The following is a 17,855-nucleotide window of genomic DNA, read 5'->3' as shown; positions in this document are numbered from 1 at the left end:
GTCGCTCCACGCGGTCTCCGCAGTCGCCGCCGATCCGGGCCTTTTACCGCCGTGCCGGTCGGACGGTTCGACATGAACGTTCGAGCGACCGCCCGTCGGACGGCGATCGCCGCCGCCGTCGCGACCGTGCTCGTGCTCGGTGCGCCGTACGCGATCCTGGCGGGATCCGGCGGGGCCGACCAGCTCGCTGCCTACTACGCGTCGGGGACCGTCGGCGGTGCCGGAATCGTGCTGTTCGCGCTCTTGAGCGCGGTCGTCGTAGGATCGATCGAGCAGGGGAACCTCGATCCGGGGACGCTCGCCGGGGTCGCGGTGATGCTCGGCGTCGCGACGACCGCGAGCGCGGCGTTCTGGGCGCTCGCCATCGAACCCAGTCCGCTGTTCCGAGAGAACCTCTGGCTCGTGTGGCACGCCCGCGCCGTCGTCGCCGTCTCGGTGCCGGTTCCGGTCGCCGCCGCGGTGCACGCGCGCGAGGTGCTGTCGTAGTTCGAATCGGGCGAACGAAAGGCCCTTAAGGTCCTGTCGTGTAGCCGGGAATGGACTAGGTCGGGCGGTTAGGCCCCGCTCGTCACCCGTGAGGTAGTCTTCAGCGGGGACCGAACAGCGGGCGCGTCCGGTCAGACCGGCACGGGCCCCGAGAGCCAACGTGGAAACCTCGTCCGCCGGGGACAGCGGTCCGCGGCGCCCGCTCGCAGGAGCGGTCCGTCGCGGTTCGTCGGCGACACCGGGTCAGGCGCGGAAGCGAGCAGCCCACCGCCGAACGCCCGTCGCTCGTCGGGTCGCGGGGTGGAGAAGGCAACCGGGACACCCCGTGACGGAACGCCGGGCCACCCCGCCCGTCCACCATTCATACCGGTCGAGACGACACGGACGAGAGTGACGTCTCTCTGCGCGTCCCGGCGGTACAACTATACAGATCCGCCTCGACGTTCCGGTGGAGTCTACTATGGAAATTTCGGAGAAGCTCCTCTGTCTGTTCAGCGCCGACATTCGTGAGGAAGACGGGGAATACGTGGTCGACGTGCCGCGTCGCGAGGTCGAGACCGGCTCTCTCGAACCGGGCGAGACGTACCGCGTCGCGCTCGTCGCGCGGTCCGAGTCCGACGAGTCTGCCGCGACGACCGACGGCGACGGCGACATCTCTGCCTCCCGGTCGGACGACGGGCCACAGCCGCCGGTCGAGCCCGGCGAGATGCGGTACGTCGAGATCGAAGACCTCGGGAAGCAGGGAGACGGGATCGCCAGAGTCGAGCGGGGCTACGTCATCATCGTACCCGACACGGAGGTCGGCGAGCGCGTGAAAATAGAGGTGACGGAAGTGAAACCGAACTTCGCGGTCGGGGAAGTCGTCGACGACGCGGTGTAGCTACCGCCGCCGTTCGAGTCCCGTTCAGGAGTCCGTATCGGACGCGTCGCCCGGCGGACGACTCTCCTCTCGGCCGTCGCCGAGCGGGATCCGCGCGTCCCAGTACGAGACCGACGCGACGTAGTCGCCGGGGATGGTGTTGCCGACGAGCCTGTCGAGCACGCGGAACGGCTTCGCGATGGGGCCCGGAAGCTCGCGGTAGAACCCGTACGGGAGCACGAAGTCGTGAGACTCGCCCGCGAGCGTGAGCCCCGCCTCTCGGAGCATGTCGGCCACTTGGTCCTCGGAGTAGAGCCGGGATCCCATCGGGAGAAGCCACGTGTACAGCGTCCGCAGGCTCCGACCGTTGAACGTGTCGAAGAACACCTGATCGGCGCTGACGCGGCACAGCTCTTCGAGGAACGGCGCGGGGTCGTCCATCAGGTGGAAAAATCGCATCGCGATCACCGTGTCGAAGTGGTCGTCCGGGAACGGGAGCCGCGAGGCGTCGCCGCGAACGAACTCGACCGTGTCAGAGATTCCGGCCTTCGCGGCCTTCGCGCGCCCCTGTTCGAGCATCTCCCGGGAGATGTCGAGGCCGACGATGTCGGCTCCGCGGTCGGCGAGCATGGTCGTGAACCGACCGGTGCCGCAGGCGACCTCCAGCACGCGGTGGCCCGCTTCGATCGGTCCGAGCGCGGAGAGCACCGCCGCCTTCTCGCGCCGATCGATGAGTTCGCCGCCGCCGGAGAATCGCACGTCCTCGTACTCTTCTGCGACCTCGTCGGCCTGGTACCAGTCCTGTCCCTTCACGTTGCCCGTACTGAACGCCGGACCGACAAAACCGTACTGGATGCGACCGAGACGCGACCCGACCCGAGCCCACCGCCACCGCCGAACGAGACGACGGCGTCCGCGAGCGACTCGCATCGTCCGACCGACAGAATATATTAATCATTCATGAATGATTGTAGGCCGAGAGGTGATATTAATACATTATATTGTTCCAATCGGATTCCCCTATATGTAGCTAACCTTTACCACTAAGAAGGGGCTTGATAGGAGATATGAGTACCAGTCACGCGGAGACCGCCGACCAAGACCGCCTTTCGGAATCCGAGTACCGCGACCGCTTGCGCGAACTTCCGCCGAGCGCCAAGCTCGTCGCCAAGGTACTGGAGGGCGACGCGCCGCTGTCGCAGGGCGGGCTCGCCGAAGAGTCGCTCCTGCCCGACCGGACCGTCCGCTACGCCCTCAATCGGCTCGAAGAGGAAGGCCTCGTCGACTCCCGGTACAGCTTCAAGGACGCGCGCAAGCAAGTGTACTACCTGACGGTCTAGACCGCCACTGATCCGCGTCGCGGGGTCGCACCGGCCCGGCGCGTCCGCGCGCTCTCGCACGGAGCCCTTTTTATCCCTCCGCCCGGTATCGGCGGGTATGGATCTCTCGGTTGTCGTGCCGACCCTCAACGGGCGGGACCGGTTGGCCGCCTGTCTCGACGCGCTTTCGGCACACGCCCCCGAGGCGGAGGTGATCGTCGCCAACGGTCCCTCCGCCGACGGCACGACCGGGATGGTACGCGACCGCGACGACGTGGACGTGTTAGTCGAGATATCCGACCGGACGGTCAACGTCGCCCGCAACGCCGGCATCGAGGTCGCGACCGGTGACGCGGTCGCAATCGTGGACTACGACCACCGGATCGGCGAGTCCTGGGCGGACGGCGTCCGAAGCGGACTCGGGGAGGCCGACGTCGTGACCGGTCCGGTGACGCCGGTGGACGCACCGACGGCGGCGGACGGGAACGACGACCACGAAGGCGGCGTCTCGGGCGCGACGGACGCTCCCGGTGTGTCGCCTGATCCCCCCGAAGAACCGCCGGACGGTCCCGAGCGGCGAACGATCGCGGGGCACGACGTGACGTACTTCGAGAGCGGCAACGTCGCCTTCCGGAGCGAGACCCTCCGCGACCTCGACGGCTTCGACGAGTACCTCCACACCGGCGGCGCTCGCGACGCCGCACACCGGCTCGCGCGGATGGGCTGTGAAGTCGCGTGGCGCGGGGACCTCGCGGCGGTCAAGCGACTCCCGAGCCCGACCGCAGCGGACGGAGGGCGGACGGCCCGCGAGTGGGGCTGGAAGTACCGCGCCCTCTCGTACCGGCTCTGTAAGAACTACGGGGTGCGCCCGACCGTGCTCGTGCGGACCGGCTCGCACGCGCTGACGGACGCGGTCGACGTCGCGCGCGAGGTCGTGCGCGGCGAGTCCACCCCGTCCCGGTGGGTCGCCACGGGCCGCGACGTGCTCGTCGGCCTCACCGGCGGGAGCTCCGACGGGCTCGTCGCCCGTCGCCGCGACCGAAGCCCCGCGCGGAACCCGAACGGGATTTCGACGCGCGCCGACCGCGCCGTCGCGCGGTACGACGGGCGAGACGCCGACGGGGAGTGAGCTCCCGCGCATTTTAACCCCGGGCGACGTCAACTGCCGGCAACAGATGGGACTCACGAAGCGGATCATCCCCTGCATCGACGTCGACCTCGACGACGACGGGGACGCGGCGGTGTACACGGGCGTCAACTTCGAGAATCTTGAGTACACCGGCGACCCGGTCGAGCTGGCGAAAAAGTACAACGCCGCCGGCGCGGACGAGTTCGTCTTCCTCGATATCACGGCGAGTGCGGAGGGTCGCGAGACGATGCTCGACGTGGTGAACGCGGTCGCAGACGAGTGTTTCATCCCCCTCACCGTCGGCGGCGGCATTCGGACGAAAGCCGACATCAAAGAGACGCTGCGAGCCGGGGCGGACAAGGTCTCCATCACCACCGGGGCGCTCGATCGGCCCGAACTCATCGAGGAGGGCGCGGCCGCCTTCGGCTCCCAGTGTATCGTCATCTCCGTCGACGCGCGCCGACGGCACGACGACGCCGGCGACCACTTCTACGAGGACGCAGACGGCGAGGAGGTGTGGTTCGAGTGCACGAAGAAGGGCGGCCGGGAGGGAACCGGCATCGACGCCGTCTCGTGGGCCAAAGAGGCCGAAGAGCGCGGCGCGGGCGAGCTGTTCGTCAACTCGATCGACATGGACGGGACGAAAGACGGCTACGACATCCCCCTGATGAAGGCGATCTGCGACGCCGTCTCGACGCCCGTCATCGCCTCCTCCGGCTGTGGCGGCCCCGAAGACATGTACGAGGTGTTCACCGAGGCGAACGCCGACGCCGGCCTCGCCGCCTCAATCTTCCACTTCGGGGACTACTCGATCGAGGAGACGAAGGCGTACCTCGACGAGCGCGGCGTTCCGGTCCGGCTCTGAGCCGTCCAACGAGACGGGAACGTGGTACTCCGAGCGAGTGAGTATCCCGGATAGAACGCGCTGTTGTTCTCCTTTTCCGTTCCAAAATCAACAGTTATTATGTGATTGCGAGCGAATCGGTACGTATGTCCACGTCACCGACGCGTGTGCGCGCCGAGCCCCCTGAGCTCGTCTGCAAGCGGACCGACGACGCCGACGCCGACGGGGAGGTGACGTTCTTCGAGCGGGATCGCGACCCGGACGACCGGACGACGCGCTGGATCACGGTACGAGAGTCGGACTGCGTGCCGCGGTCGGAGTGGCGGTAGCACTCGGGACCGGCGTCACGGTCGGGGCGGATAGCGGCGACGAGGGAGCGACCGCGCTTCGTTGATCCGTTCGGCCACCCTTAAGAGCGCCCCGCTCGGATACGTCCCCATGCACCCACGGGATCTCTCCGATCACTCGCCGTACGTGCCCGGCCGGGGCGTCGAGGAGGTGGCCCGCGACCGCGGGCTCGACCCCGACGGCCTGATCAAGCTCTCCTCGAACGAGAACCCGCACGGGCCGAGCCCGGCGGCCGTAGAGGCGATCCGCGAGCACGCAGACCGGGTCCACCAGTATCCCAAGTCCTCGCACACGGACCTGACCGCGAAGATCGCAGAGATGTGGGACGTCACACCGGAACAGGTGTGGGTCTCGCCGGGCGCGGACGGCTCCATCGACTACCTCTCGCGGGCGACGCTGTCGCCCGGCGACGAGGTGCTCGTCCCGAGCCCAGGCTTCGCCTACTACGCGATGTCCGCGCGGTACCACCACGGCGAGGTCGCGGAGTACGAACTGGACCCGGCCGACGGGTTCACACAGGACGCGGAGACCGTCCTCTCCGCGTACGGCGGCGAGCGGATCGTCTACGTCACCTCGCCGCACAATCCCACGGGCTCGACGATGCCGCTCGCGGCGATAGAGACCGTCGCGGACGCGACCGCGCCGGAGACGCTCGTCGTCGTCGACGAGGCGTACGGGGAGTTCGCCGAGGTCGACAGCGCGATCCCGCTCGTCGACGAGCGCGACGACGTGGCCGTCCTCCGCACGTTCTCGAAGGCGTACGGGCTCGCCGGGCTGCGGATCGGCTACTCCGTCGTTCCCGAGGAGTGGGGCGAGGCGTACGCCCGGGTCAACACGCCGTTCGCCGCGAACGAGCTGGCGTGTCGGGCAGCGCTCGCCGCGCTCGACGACGAGGAACACGTCGCGGAGTCGGTGGAGACGGCCCGGTGGGCGCGCGGGTACATCGCCGAGGAACTCGACGCGCCGACCGTCGACTCCGCGGGGAACTTCGTGCTCGCGCGCGTCGGCGACGCCGAGCGCGTCGCCGACGCGGCACAGGACCGCGGCGTCATCATCCGCGACTGCACCTCGTTCGGGCTACCGGAGCACGTCCGGATCTCGACGGGCACCCGCGACGAGACGCGCGAGGCGGTCGAGACGCTCAACCGAGTCCTCGCCGACCTCGACCTCGGTGTTCGCGCGTGACGGGCGAAACCGGAGACACCGGCGTGGCCGACCGCGTCGCCGTCACCGGAACGCCCGGGGTCGGAAAGTCGACGGCGACAGCGCTGCTCGAAGACGAGTACGACGTGATCCACCTGAACGAGGAGATAAAAGGCGACGAGGACCTGTGGACCGAGCGCGACGCCGACCGCGACACGCTCGTCGCGGATCTGGATGCGGTCCGCGAGCGCCTCGGCGACTGGTCGGGCGTGCTCGACTCCCACTTGGCACACCGGTTCGACGCCGACCGCGTCGTCGTGTTGCGCTGTCACCCCCGGACGGTCGAGCGGCGGCTTCGCGAACGCGGCGAGTCGGCCGCGACCGCCGAGGAGAATGCGGAGAGCGAGGCGCTCGACGTGGTCCTCTCGGAGGCGGTCGCCGAACACGGCACGGAGAACGTCTACGAGGTCGACGTGACCGACGCCGATCCGGAGTCGGTCGCCGCGGCGGTCCGCGCGGTGATCGACGGGGAGCGCGAGCCGAGCGCCGGCACCGTCGATTTCATCGAGTATCTGCAGGCCGACGGCGAGGGGCGAGCGGGCGGATGACGCTCGATAAGTACCGCTCGGTCGCGGACCGCCTGCTCGGTCCGTGGGTGACGGCGGCGGCCAAACTGGGGCTCTCGCCCGACCAGGTGAGCGTCGTCGCGTTCGGCGTGGCGGTCGCCGCCGGCGGCGCGTTCGCGGTCGGCACGGCGGCGTTCTACGCGGTCGGAGCCGTCTGCGTCTTCCTCAACGGGTGGCTCGACCTCGTCGACGGCGCGCTCGCGCGCCGGCTCGACGTCGCCTCCGACGGCGGCGACCTCCTCGACCACGTGCTCGACCGCTACGCCGACATCGCGGTCATCGCGGGGTTCACCGCGGGCGTCGACGCCTACGCGCTCGGCTTCCTCGCCGTGACCGGCGTCCTGATGACCTCGTACATGGGCACGCAGATACAGGCGGTCGGCATCGGCCGCGAGTACGGCGGTCTGCTCGGCCGCGCCGACCGCCTCGCGCTGATGGGCGTCGTCGGTCTCGTCGCCGCCGTCTACGCCGCGCCCGTCGTCGCCGGCTACTCCGTCGTCGGCCTCCTCCTCGCGCTGTTCGCCGCGGTGGGACACCTGACCGCCGTCCAGCGGTTCCTCGGCGCGTGGCGCGACCTGTGAGCGGTCGCCGTCACCGGCGAGGGAATATTTAAAAGGGTCCGGCCGGAACGGGGGGTATGCCCACCTTCGAACTCAACCTCTCCGACGACGTCTACGCGGAGTTCCAACAGCTCGCAGAACAGGAGTTCGTCTCCGAAGAGCAGGCCGCAGAGGACCTCATCGCCTCCGGGATCGAGGCGTACAACGTGAGCGTCGTCGACGACGACCCCCGCGACGAGATGCTCGACGGGGCGGAGAACAACATGTTCGACACCGCCCAGGACCCCGGCAGCCTCGAAGACGACACGCTCTAGCGCCAAGCGGCTCCGCACCCTCGCTGTTTTCGGGTTAGTACCGCCCGCCGAGCAGCCGGTTCGCTACCAGCGCGCACAGCGCGAGCGCCATCACGCCGGCGAGCAGGCCGAACGCGGGTGCCCACCCCGCGGTGTCGGAGACGAAGCCGACGACGACGCTCCCGGACGCGCCGAGCGTCATGTAGACCGTCCTGACGAGCCCGAACCCCGCGCCGCGTTCGGTGTCCGAGAGCAGGTCCATGAACCGCGACTGGACCGGCGCGCCCCACGACATCGCGACGCCGACGAAGCCGACGGCGACGACCGTCGGGGCGAGTCCGAGGTCGAAGCGCGCCGTCGCGACGAGCAGTCCGTAGCCGACGACGCCGGACCCCATCGTTATCATCGCGGTGGCGTCGCGACCGATCCGGTCGGACAGCGACCCCGTCACCGGCTGCGTACCGCCGTGGACGACGAAGTACAGCGAGAACAGAAGCGCGGACAGCGCCGTCGACAGCCCGCTGCCCACGTCGAGGAACGTCGGGAGGAAGGAGGCGGTGGCCTGCCACGAGAACGCGCCCATCGTCGCGAGCGCGGTCGTGTACCGGATCGACGGGCGCGAGAGGAGTTCGCGGAGGGGGCCGATCGCGATCCGGTCGCCGACGGGCTGGTCCGGGCGGACCGGTGACGTGGGGCGCACTCGCCACGCGAACAGCGCGAAGACGGGCACGGCGACGGCGGTTCCGAGGAGGATGCCCGCGCGCCAGCCGTACCGGGAGCCGACGAGCGCCGCGAGCGGCGGCGCGGCGAGACCGGCTATCGGCCCGCCGGCGACGTGGACGCCGATGGCCCGACCGATGTCGTCGAACTGCCGCGTGAGGTACGCGGACGCCACCGTGTAGTGGAGGCCCGCGCCCGCGCCGAGTACCACGGTAAACAGCGCGAACACGTGGATCGTCGGCGCGGCCGCGATCAGCACCGAGGCGACGGCGGTGGCACCCAGGGCGGTCAGGATGACTCGCCGCTCGCCGTATCGGTCACCGAGGAGCCCGGACGGGAACTGCGCGAGCGCGTACGCGAGCCACATCCCGGAGAGCGCGAGCCCGACGGTCGCGTTCGTCACGCCGAACCGCGTCGTGATCGCCGGGACGAGCGGGCTGATGGCGAGCCGGGCGACCATCGTCGCGGTGAACGCGAGCGTACAGAGCGCGAGCGCCGTGTGCTTGTACCGCCAGTTCACGGTCGACGTGCGACGCCACGCCGAAAGCCGGTTCCGATCGCGGCCAGCAGAGCCGGGTCTGGGCGGCGCGTCCGCTCGCCGCGGCGGGCCCGGCTCGGGGCTCGATCAGACGACGAACTCGACCGGGTAGTCGGTGCAGTTCTCGTAGCCGTCGTCGGTGACGACGACGAGGTCCTCGATCCGGACGCCGCCCACGTCGGGGTCGTAGAGGCCGGGCTCGACGGTGATCACGTGACCGGGCTCCAGCTCGTCGCCGCCGCTCGCGAGCCGGGGAGACTCGTGGACGTCGAGGCCGATCCCGTGGCCCGTCGAGTGGATGAACCCGGTCTCCGTCTCGGGGTCGGTCCGGAACGTCGGCTCGCCGGCGTCCTCGTACACCTCGCAGGCCGCCGCGTGCACGTCCTCGCCGGTGGCTCCCGGTTCGACGGCGTCGAGCGCGGCCGCGAGCGCTCGCTCGGTGAGGTCGTACCACTCGCGGAGCGCGGCCGGCGGCTCGCCGACGCAGAACGTCCGAGTCATGTCCGCGTTGTACCTCGTCGCCTTCGAGCGCGGGAAGATGTCGACGATGATCGCCTCGTTCGCGCGGAGCGGGCCGGAGCCGCGGTCGTGGGGGTCCGCGGCCTGCGCGCCGCCGGCGACGATCGTCTCGTCGAGCGCGCAGCCGTGGCGCAACAGGGTGACCTCGATCTCCTCGGCGACGCGCTCGCTCGTGAGCGGCTCGCCCTCGTGGACGAGGGTTCCCCGCTCGACATCGGAGCCGGGCGCGTCATCGCCCGCCACGTCGGCCTCGGCGAGGAGGCCCTCGGCGGCTCGCATCGCGGCCTCGTTGGCGCGCTGGGCCTCGCGGATCGCCCTGATCTCCTCGTCGGTCTTCACCGCGCGGACGTCGCCGAGCCGGTCGTCGCCGTCGACGGCGACGTCGATCCCGCGCTCGCGGAGCGCGTCGGCGGTGCCGACCGGCGCGCGCGGCGGCATCGACACCGACTCCGCGCCCTTGTCGCGGACGAAGGCGGCGTACATGTCGTGTCGCGCCTCGCGACCCCCGTACTCGTAGTCGTAGTCGGCGTGGCGCTCGACCGTGTCGGCCGCCGACTCGGAGCGCGCGCGGCCGTACTCCAGCCCGGAGACGAGCAGGTGGACGTCGCCGTCGGCGTACAGCGTCAAGAACGGGTCTGGGCCGGTGAAGCCGGAGAGATACAGCTGGTTGGCGTCGTCGCTGTCGGCGTCGAGGAGGTATCCGTCCGTGTCGAGGTCGGCGAGGCGAGCGTCGAGTCGCGTGCGGTTCATACCGCCTCTGCTCGTCCGACCGCCAAATCGGTTGCCCCGCCGAGGGACCGACACGCGGCACCGCCCCCGCGAAACCTATATATACCACACCTCGGTCTTCTCATCGAGATCGGCGGCCAGGGAGACGGCCGCTCTTTGGCGCACAAAAAAATCGGACGAACGAGACGTACAGCGTGTTCTGCGGCGTGTTATCGGATCTGGAATTGCAGGCGAAGTTTTAAATGCTTCGAGTCCGTATCCGTGTGTGAGGATAACCAACCGAGACGCGTCTCTCGGTCCCCTCGTTCCCTCCACCTACAAACCCAATGAGCGAAAACGTTCGAACGTATACGGCGGAGCAGGTACGCGACGAGTCGGAAACCGAATCGGCCGACGAGGAGCTACGCTGTCCGGAGTGTGGCGGTCAACTCGCGACCGACACGGAGCACGGCGAGACGGTCTGTGTCGACTGCGGGCTCGTCGTCGAAGAAGACGAGATCGACCGCGGGCCGGAGTGGCGCGCGTTCGACTCCAAAGAGAAGGACAGCAAGTCGCGGGTCGGAGCCCCGACGACGAACATGATGCACGACAAGGGGCTCTCGACGAACATCGGCTGGCAGGACAAAGACGCCTACGGGAAGTCGCTGTCCAGCCGGCAGCGCGAGAAGATGCAGCGGCTCCGCACGTGGAACGAGCGCTTCCGCACGCGCGACTCGAAAGAGCGCAACCTCAAGCAGGCGCTCGGCGAGATCGACCGCATGGCCTCGGCGCTCGGGCTCCCCGACAACGTCCGTGAAACGGCCTCCGTCATCTACCGCCGCGCGCTCGACGAGGATCTCCTGCCCGGGCGCTCGATCGAGGGCGTCTCCACGGCGTCGCTGTACGCCGCCGCCAGACAGGCCGGGACGCCGCGGAGCCTCGACGAGATCGCGGCCGTCTCGCGGGTCGAGAAAGACGAGATCGCTCGGACGTACCGGTACGTCGTCCGCGAGCTGAAACTGGAGATCCAGCCCGCGGACCCCGGCAGCTACGTCCCGCGGTTCGCGAGCGACCTCGGCCTCTCCGATGAGGCCGAGCGCCGGGCCCGGTCGCTCCTCGAAACCGCGAAGTCCGAGGGGCTCCATTCGGGGAAATCGCCGGTCGGCCTCGCGGCCGCCGCCGTCTACGCGGCTTCCCTCCTAGTGAACGAGAAGGTGACACAGAGCGACGTCAGCGACGTGGCGAACATCAGCGAGGTCACCATCCGGAACCGCTACCACGAGCTTCTGGAGGCCGAAGACGGCGTCGCGCTGAACTGAACTGAACCGAACCGCGACGCGCCCCTCTCCGCCGTCTCTTCGACGTTTCTCGCTTTTCCGACGTTTCCGGCGTCCGGACGATTCCTCCGTCCCGGAACTTCTCGCACCCCGACGGTTCACAGCGACGCGTCCGACCGAAACCGCGAAGAGCCGTCCGACCAAGCGGGCGTATGGAGACCACGCGTCACTTCACGGCGACGACGTACGTCGTCAACGACGGTGCGACAGCGCTCCACGCACACGAGCGGCTCGGCATCCGCCTCCCGCCCGGCGGGCACGTGGACCGCGACGAACTGCCGCACGAGGCCGCGCTGCGAGAGGTGCGTGAAGAGACGGGGCTCGCGGCGGAGCTCGTCGCGGACGAGTCGTCCGTCACGGGGCCGAACACCCGCGGGATTCCGGAGCCGACACACCTGATGCTTCACGACATCAACGTTCACGAGGACGGATCCGTGGGACACCAGCACGTCGATCACCTCTACTTCGCTCGCGTCGACTCGCGGGAGATAACGCCCAGCGGCGACGGCGAGGTCGACGCCGGCGAGTGGCGGTGGTACACCGCGGCGGAACTGTCGGAGAGCGACCTCCAGCCGGACGTGATCGACCTCGGTCGCGAGGCGATCGCGACCGTCGGAGACGCGTAACGGCGCGGGGCGATTCGCCCGCGATCCGGTGTCAGACGAGTGTCTCACGGTCCGGAAGCTATATGGGTCAAAGCGGGCGACGTACGCCCAAGATGGACGCACAGCGAAGATCGGAGATCACCGAGTGGGACGCTCGCGAGTTCTCGGACGGGTTCGCCGGGCTATCGCGTCTCGTCGACGGGGAGTTCTCCGGCGCGGTGACCGACGGTATGGCGTGGCTGTTCCTGTTCGAGGGGCGCGTGGTGGGCGTCGCCGACGGCGATCTCGACGGGTTCGCGGACGCGTCCGGGACCGTCTACGAGGCCCCGCAAGAGGTCCTGCCGGTCCTGTTCGCCATGCAGGAGCGGGGCGGCGAGCCGCGGGCGCAGTACTACACGAACGACACGTCGCTCTCGGAGGCCGACCGCAAGCTCTCACAGGGGGGGTTCACCGGCTACGTCGAGCTGTCGGAGAACGTGCTCTCGGGTGACTACTACGTCACGTACACGGCCGGAGAGTCGATGGCCGCGGCGTACGTGGGCAACTCGCGCCGGCTCGAAACCGGCGACGACGCGTTCGAACTCGCCGACGACGAGGTCGGGATCTACACCGTCTACGAGGTCGACCTCGACGTCCGCGACCTGCCGACGGGCGACACGGCGGCCGACGAGGCGACGGCTTCCGGTTCGGTCGGCGGCGAGAGAGAGACGACCGCCGCCGGCGCTGAGCCGGCCGTGGACGACGCGGAGCCGACCGCGTCGGCGGACGCGGACGACGCGCGGGGAGACGCCGGGTCGGCCGACGACGCGCCGGGGGGCGCGGACGACGCGAGCCCCGATCCGGTCGTGGCCGATCCGGCGGACGAGCCGGCGGGTGACGCGGCGCTCGACGCCGGCGAGGCGGACGGCGACGCCGGAACCGAACCCGACGCCGACACCGGCTCTGATACCCCCGGCGACGAAGACGGCCGCGACCGCGCCAGCGCGGAGCCGAGCCGGGCCGCGGACGCGGCCGGTGACGCGTCGGCCGCGGACCCGGAGCCGACGCGGAGACCGGACCGGGACGAGACGGGAGGAGAGCGCGACGACCGGGATCCGGACGACGGGCCCACACCGGCGCGAGGCGCGTCTCCCGACCGCGCGGAGGCCGGCGGTCGCGACGGATCGGCGTCGCCGGCTGACGACGACGTCTTTTCCGAGGAGGAGCAGTGGCGCGAGCAGAAGTCGATACCGGCGCTCGACCCGGACGAGGCGAGCCCGCCGCCGGAGCGCGGAGCGGAGCCCGGCGCGACGACCGGGGACCGGAACCGCTCGACCGACCGCCGGTCCACGGACCGGTCCGGGCCGAACGGCGCAGCGGTGGCACAGCAGTCGGAGAGCCGGGAGTCGGGTGCACCGTCGGTCGAGCGGGCCACGGCGCGGATCCGGGAACTCGAAACCGCGCTCGAAACGGCGACGGAGGCGCGAGAGTCGCTGGAGGCGGAACGAGACAAGCTCGCGGCCGAACGCGACGAGATCGCGGACGAGCGCGACGACCTCACCGCCGAGATCGACAGACTGGAGTCCGAGGTCTCGACGCTCCGCGAGGAGCGCGACCGGCTCCGCGAGGAACTGTCGTCCGTGCGCGACCGGCTCCCGGAGAGCGACCGGAGCCTGTCGGCCGCCGAAGCGCGCGAGGGGACGAACCTCTTCGTCCGGTACGACTCGAAGGGCGGTGCGACCCTCGAAGACGCCCACGACGGCGCGGTGGACCGGGACGCCCTGCGGGAGAACCTCCGGATCGAACACCACACGAGCTTCGAGACCGACGGGCTCGCCGTCGAGGGACGCCCGTACGAGGAGTTCCTGCGGGAGACGATCGAGTACGGGTTCACGCGGTGGCTCGTCGAGGACCTCCCGTTCGAGGTGAGCGAGACCGGCAGCCAGAGCGTGCTTCGCGACCTGTACGACGCGCTTCCCGAGATCGACCGAGCCGAGATCGGCGGCTCGGTGTCGATCGCGATCCGAGAGGGCGGCGAAGAGACCCGCGAACAGCGCTCGTTCGACCTCGTCTTACGCGACCGGATGGGGAACCCGCTCTTCGTCGCCGACCTCAACGACAGTCGCGACCCGACCGCGGAGGGGACCCTGGAGTCGATCGTAGCGAACGGCCGGGACATCGCCGAGTCGAACGACTCGTTCGCGGCGGCGTTCGCGGTGACGGAGAGCTTCTTCGAGCCGGGCGCGCTGGAGACGGCGAGCGACGCCGTCGGCGGCGGGCTGTTCAGCCGGTCGAAGCGCGCGAGCTTCGTGAAGCTCTCGCGCAAGCGCGGCTATCACCTCTGTCTCGTCGAGGCGCGCGACGGGGGGTTCCACATGACCGTGCCGGACCTCTAGGACCGGAACGCGAAAACGGAGGCGACATCGAAAGCTCCGTACCGCAGAAATCGAGACAGCGCGCGGCAGTCAGGTCAGTTTTCCAGTTCGGCGGCGTCGTCGATCCGCATGGATCCGAGCTTATCGACCGTCTCGTCGAGCTTCTCGTCGAGTTCGTCGACGAACTCGTGGGTCCGCTCGGTCGTGATCGCACCCTGACTGGACGGCTCGATGAGATTCTCCTCTTCGAGCACGCGCAGCGAGTAGCGGACCTTGTGGTGCGGGTAGCCCGTCTCGTTCGACATCTTCACGATACCGATCGGTTCGTTCTCGATGACCATCCGCAGAACCTGGAGGTGTCGTTCCAGCATGTCTACCTCCTTCTCTAGTCGATCTATCATGGCACATGTTAACTTGTCATGCCCCCGTTTAAAAGTTGCTGTCGGGAGCCGCCGGCCGCTTGATTCAACGGTTTGACGTGGGGGGAGTTAACGTGTTCGGTCGCGGATCCCGACGAGTCAGCCGGATACGCGCGACACTGGGGAAGCACGCACCCCCTCAGGCGTGCACAAACGGGGACACTTTGGAGGACAATGGAAACTACTGATCCACGTTCGTGCAATACTTTCGTCCGTGGACCGTAATCGGTTTTACCCCCCGAAGGGAACACAGCGGTCGTATGACACTCACCATCGTCGGCTCCCAGCTGGGTGACGAGGGCAAGGGCGCGCTCGTCGACCGGTGGGGAGGGGACGCGGACGTCGTAGTCCGTTATCAGGGCGGCGACAACGCCGGCCACACCGTCGTCGAAGGGGGCACGGAGTACAAGCTTTCGCTCGTACCGAGCGGCGCGGTCCGAGGCACGGTCGGCATCCTCGGAAACGGCTGTGTCGTCAACCCGAAAACGCTGTTCACGGAGATCGACGACCTGCGCGAGCGCGGGCTCGACCCCGACGTGCGCGTCGCCCGCCGCGCGCACGTCATCATGCCGTACCACCGCGTGCTCGACGGGATCGAAGAGGAAGTCAAAGCCGACGACGACGCCGGCGACGAGGTCGGCACGACCGGCCGCGGGATCGGCCCCACCTACGAGGACAAGGCCGGCCGGCGGGGAATCCGGATCGCAGACCTGCTTGCGCCCGACGTGCTCCGCGAGAAGCTCGAATACGCCGTGCCACAGAAGCGCGCGCTCGTCGAGGACGTGTACGGGCTCGACCTCGCTGAGGACGACCGCGCCGAGGCGTTCGACGTCGACGCCCTCCACGAGGAGTTCACCCGTATCGGCGAACGCCTCGCCGACGAGGGGATGACGGTCAACTGCTCGGATTACCTCAACCGCCGGAGCGACGCCGGCGACCGAATCCTCTTCGAGGGCGCACAGGGGACACACATCGACGTCGACCACGGCAACTACCCGTTCGTCACCTCCTCGAACCCGACGGCGGGCGGAGCCGCGGTCGGCTCGGGACTCGGAGTCACGACCGTCGGAGACGGCGAGGTCGTCGGCATCGTAAAAGCGTACCTCTCGCGGGTCGGCTCGGGGCCGCTCCCGACCGAACTCGACGGCGACGCCGAGGAGGAGGCGCTCGCCGACGACATCCGCGAGAAGGGCGGCGAGTTCGGAACGGTCACCGGTCGCCCGCGGCGGATCGGCTGGCTCGACCTCCCGATGTTACGCCACGCCGCGCGCGTCTCGGGGTTCACTGGCGTCGCCGTCAACCACGTCGACGTGCTCGCCGGGCTCGACGAACTGAAGGCGTGTACCGCCTACGAGCTCGACGGGGACGAACTGGACACGGTACCCACGACGACCGAGCGGTGGGAGCGCTGTGAACCCGTCTACGAGACGCTCGACACGTGGGAGCCGTTCGACTCGGCCGCGGTCGCCGAAGAAGGATACGACGCGCTGCCCGAGGCGGCCCGCGAGTATCTCGAGTTCGTCGCCGACGAGATCGACACGCCGGTGTACGCCGTCGGCGTCGGCCCCGACCGCGAGGAGACGGTCGAGCTGACGAACCCGTTCGACGAGTAGCCCGAGCGGGTCCGCTCTACCGCGGATCGATCGCGTCCAGTTCTCTCACGTCCTCGTCAATCAGCTCCAGCCGCGCGGCTCCGAGGTTGGCGTCGAGGTGATCGACGCTCGACGTTCCCGGGATCGGCAGCGTCACCTCGGAGTGTTGCAGGAGCCACGCGAGCGCGACTTGGTGCGGGCTCGCGCCGCGCCGCTCGGCGACCGAGTCGAGCACGGACCCTGCCTCGTCTTCGTCGACCGCGTACATCGGCCCCCACGGGATGAACCCGATACCGCGGTCCTCGCAGGCGCGGAGGACGGCCTCCTCGTCGCGGTTCCCCACGTCATAGCGGTTCTGGACGGTCGCGACGTCGACGATGTCTAGCGCCGTCTCCAGCTGGTCGACGGAGACGTTCGAGAGGCCGACGCGGTCGATCTGCCCGGCGTCTCTCATCTCGGCGAAGGCGTGAACGGACGCCTCGAAGTCGGTGTCGGGGTCGGGACGGTGGAGCTGGTACAGGTCGATCGCGTCGACGCCGAGCCGGTCGAGACTGCACAGCACCTGATTCTTGAGGAAGTCGGGGTCGCCGTGCGGGATCCAGTCGCCCTCGCGGTTGCGGAGCAGCCCGGCTTTCGACGCCACGAGCACCTCGGGATCGTCGCCGATCTCCTCGCCGATCAGCCGCTCGGAGACGCCCGGGCCGTAGGAGTCCGCGGTATCGACGAAGTCGACGCCGGACTCGACCGCGTGCCGGAGGACGCGCTTCGCCGCCGCCTCGTCGGGAGGCGCGCCGACGATGTCCTCGCCGGTGAGGCGCATCGCGCCGAAGCCGAGGCGATCGACGGTCGCGCCGTCGGCGAACTCGAACGTGTCGCTGTCGTCGTGGGGCGTGAGAGCCATCGCCGAACGGAGACGCGCCACGCTGAAACGGGTGCGGGTACCGGACGCACCGTCGCGACCCCGCGCCGTGCCGATGTCGGCAACCTTTATTCGGCCGCGACCGAACGCTAACCCGACCATGGCAGACATCGAGACCACTACCGTCTCCGAGGACGGATACGCCTGCACGAGCCAAGTCGGCGACTTCGACTTACAGATCGACGCGACCGACGAGACGGGTCCGAACCCGAACGCCGCGCTCGTCGCGACGTACGCCTCCTGTTATCTCCCCGCATTCCGCGTCGGGGGCAGCCAGCGGGGCGAAGACGACCTCGGAAAGGTACAGATCGACGCCGGCGCCGACCTCGACGACGACGACGATCTCGAAGCCATCACCTTCGACGTTCACGTCGAAGCCGACCTCGACGAGGAGACGGCAGCGGACGTCGCCGAGCGCGCAGAGGGCATCTGTCACGTCCACAGCGCCCTGCGCGAGGGACTCCACGCGGAGATCAGCGTCTACCCGAACGCGTTCTGAGCGTCGGGCGCTGAACGCGCCAATCCGCGTTGCATTCC

General features: G+C 69.2%; 20 protein-coding genes and 1 other RNA gene. 16 read left to right on the top strand and 5 right to left on the bottom strand.

Annotated elements, in window-relative coordinates:
* The first annotated feature begins 72 nt into the window (after positions 1–72).
* The 3 genes from NO930_RS12485 (at position 73) to NO930_RS12475 (ending at position 1,366) form a co-directional block, all read left to right on the top strand.
* Positions 73–486 carry a DUF7548 family protein gene (locus NO930_RS12485; RefSeq protein WP_256403711.1) on the top strand — a complete coding sequence of 138 codons (414 nt, stop codon included), beginning with the start codon at positions 73–75 and terminating at the stop codon, positions 484–486.
* Positions 487–534: 48 nt separating this feature from the next.
* Positions 535–846, top strand: an RNA gene (gene ffs / locus NO930_RS12480) — signal recognition particle sRNA.
* Positions 847–946: 100 nt separating this feature from the next.
* A complete protein-coding gene (locus tag NO930_RS12475; protein WP_137784165.1) occupies positions 947–1,366 on the top strand; it encodes a TRAM domain-containing protein in 420 nt (139 codons plus the stop codon).
* A gap of 24 nt (positions 1,367–1,390) precedes the next feature.
* Here NO930_RS12475 and NO930_RS12470 read toward each other — a convergent pair whose 3' ends face one another.
* Complete coding sequence (locus tag NO930_RS12470; RefSeq protein WP_256403710.1) at positions 1,391–2,158, bottom strand: class I SAM-dependent methyltransferase; 768 nt, start codon at positions 2,156–2,158, stop codon at positions 1,391–1,393.
* Positions 2,159–2,412: 254 nt separating this feature from the next.
* On the opposite strand from NO930_RS12470, the gene NO930_RS12465 reads away from it, so the two are divergent.
* From NO930_RS12465 to NO930_RS12430, 8 genes are all read left to right on the top strand, one after another.
* The gene (locus NO930_RS12465) at positions 2,413–2,685 is read left to right on the top strand and encodes a MarR family transcriptional regulator (protein WP_137784247.1); all 273 of its coding nucleotides are present in this window, start codon (positions 2,413–2,415) and stop codon (positions 2,683–2,685) included.
* 97 nt (positions 2,686–2,782) lie between these two features.
* Positions 2,783–3,793: a glycosyltransferase family 2 protein gene (locus tag NO930_RS12460; RefSeq protein WP_256403709.1), complete on the top strand. Its 1,011-nt coding sequence runs from the start codon at positions 2,783–2,785 to the stop codon at positions 3,791–3,793.
* A gap of 46 nt (positions 3,794–3,839) precedes the next feature.
* Positions 3,840–4,658 carry an imidazole glycerol phosphate synthase subunit HisF gene (hisF, locus tag NO930_RS12455; RefSeq protein WP_256403708.1) on the top strand — a complete coding sequence of 273 codons (819 nt, stop codon included), beginning with the start codon at positions 3,840–3,842 and terminating at the stop codon, positions 4,656–4,658.
* A gap of 125 nt (positions 4,659–4,783) precedes the next feature.
* Positions 4,784–4,966 (top strand): DUF7511 domain-containing protein, encoded by a 183-nt coding sequence (locus NO930_RS12450; protein WP_137784700.1) that lies wholly within the window; start codon positions 4,784–4,786, stop codon positions 4,964–4,966.
* A gap of 109 nt (positions 4,967–5,075) precedes the next feature.
* Positions 5,076–6,170, top strand: coding sequence for a histidinol-phosphate transaminase (gene hisC, locus NO930_RS12445; protein WP_256403707.1), 1,095 nt, complete (start codon positions 5,076–5,078; stop codon positions 6,168–6,170).
* The gene (locus NO930_RS12440; protein WP_137784714.1) at positions 6,167–6,736 is read left to right on the top strand and encodes an adenylate kinase family protein; all 570 of its coding nucleotides are present in this window, start codon (positions 6,167–6,169) and stop codon (positions 6,734–6,736) included. Before hisC ends, NO930_RS12440 begins: the two co-directional genes overlap by 4 nt.
* Complete coding sequence (locus NO930_RS12435) at positions 6,733–7,335, top strand: CDP-alcohol phosphatidyltransferase family protein (RefSeq protein ID WP_256403706.1); 603 nt, start codon at positions 6,733–6,735, stop codon at positions 7,333–7,335. The genes NO930_RS12440 and NO930_RS12435 overlap by 4 nt, the downstream gene beginning before the upstream one ends.
* A gap of 56 nt (positions 7,336–7,391) precedes the next feature.
* Positions 7,392–7,628 carry a DUF7120 family protein gene (locus tag NO930_RS12430; RefSeq protein ID WP_049982502.1) on the top strand — a complete coding sequence of 79 codons (237 nt, stop codon included), beginning with the start codon at positions 7,392–7,394 and terminating at the stop codon, positions 7,626–7,628.
* Positions 7,629–7,662: 34 nt separating this feature from the next.
* Here NO930_RS12430 and NO930_RS12425 read toward each other — a convergent pair whose 3' ends face one another.
* Together NO930_RS12425 and NO930_RS12420 are read right to left on the bottom strand one after the other, a co-directional pair.
* Positions 7,663–8,847: an MFS transporter gene (locus NO930_RS12425; protein WP_256403705.1), complete on the bottom strand. Its 1,185-nt coding sequence runs from the start codon at positions 8,845–8,847 to the stop codon at positions 7,663–7,665.
* A gap of 105 nt (positions 8,848–8,952) precedes the next feature.
* Entirely contained in the window at positions 8,953–10,134 is a 1,182-nt protein-coding gene (locus NO930_RS12420) for a M24 family metallopeptidase (protein WP_256403704.1), read from the bottom strand.
* Positions 10,135–10,439: 305 nt separating this feature from the next.
* On the opposite strand from NO930_RS12420, the gene NO930_RS12415 reads away from it, so the two are divergent.
* The 3 genes from NO930_RS12415 to NO930_RS12405 all read left to right on the top strand — a co-directional run bounded on the left by NO930_RS12415 (position 10,440) and on the right by NO930_RS12405 (position 14,409).
* On the top strand, positions 10,440–11,411 hold the full coding sequence (locus NO930_RS12415; RefSeq protein ID WP_256403703.1) for a transcription initiation factor IIB: 972 nt from the start codon (positions 10,440–10,442) through the stop codon (positions 11,409–11,411).
* A 170-nt stretch (positions 11,412–11,581) separates the two neighbouring features.
* The gene (locus NO930_RS12410; RefSeq protein WP_137783977.1) at positions 11,582–12,055 is read left to right on the top strand and encodes an NUDIX hydrolase; all 474 of its coding nucleotides are present in this window, start codon (positions 11,582–11,584) and stop codon (positions 12,053–12,055) included.
* Positions 12,056–12,147: 92 nt separating this feature from the next.
* Complete coding sequence (locus tag NO930_RS12405) at positions 12,148–14,409, top strand: DUF7527 domain-containing protein (protein ID WP_256403702.1); 2,262 nt, start codon at positions 12,148–12,150, stop codon at positions 14,407–14,409.
* Between the two features lie 74 nt (positions 14,410–14,483).
* On the opposite strand, the gene NO930_RS12400 is transcribed toward NO930_RS12405, so the two are convergent.
* Positions 14,484–14,789 (bottom strand): hypothetical protein, encoded by a 306-nt coding sequence (locus NO930_RS12400; protein ID WP_004045854.1) that lies wholly within the window; start codon positions 14,787–14,789, stop codon positions 14,484–14,486.
* A gap of 278 nt (positions 14,790–15,067) precedes the next feature.
* Here NO930_RS12400 and NO930_RS12395 point away from each other — a divergent pair, with 278 nt between their 5' ends.
* On the top strand, positions 15,068–16,420 hold the full coding sequence (locus tag NO930_RS12395; protein ID WP_256403701.1) for an adenylosuccinate synthase: 1,353 nt from the start codon (positions 15,068–15,070) through the stop codon (positions 16,418–16,420).
* A gap of 16 nt (positions 16,421–16,436) precedes the next feature.
* On the opposite strand, the gene NO930_RS12390 is transcribed toward NO930_RS12395, so the two are convergent.
* Positions 16,437–17,300, bottom strand: a complete 864-nt coding sequence (locus NO930_RS12390) for an aldo/keto reductase (RefSeq protein ID WP_256403700.1) — start codon at positions 17,298–17,300, stop codon at positions 16,437–16,439.
* Positions 17,301–17,418: 118 nt separating this feature from the next.
* On the opposite strand from NO930_RS12390, the gene NO930_RS12385 reads away from it, so the two are divergent.
* Complete coding sequence (locus NO930_RS12385) at positions 17,419–17,817, top strand: OsmC family protein (protein WP_137784280.1); 399 nt, start codon at positions 17,419–17,421, stop codon at positions 17,815–17,817.
* Positions 17,818–17,855: the final 38 nt, after the last annotated feature.

The sequence above is a fragment of the Halorubrum salinum genome (genome assembly GCF_024494575.1).
Lineage (GTDB): Archaea > Halobacteriota > Halobacteria > Halobacteriales > Haloferacaceae > Halorubrum > Halorubrum salinum.
Note: the sequence above shows the minus strand (reverse complement) of the source record. Positions and strands in the feature narration are given on the sequence as shown.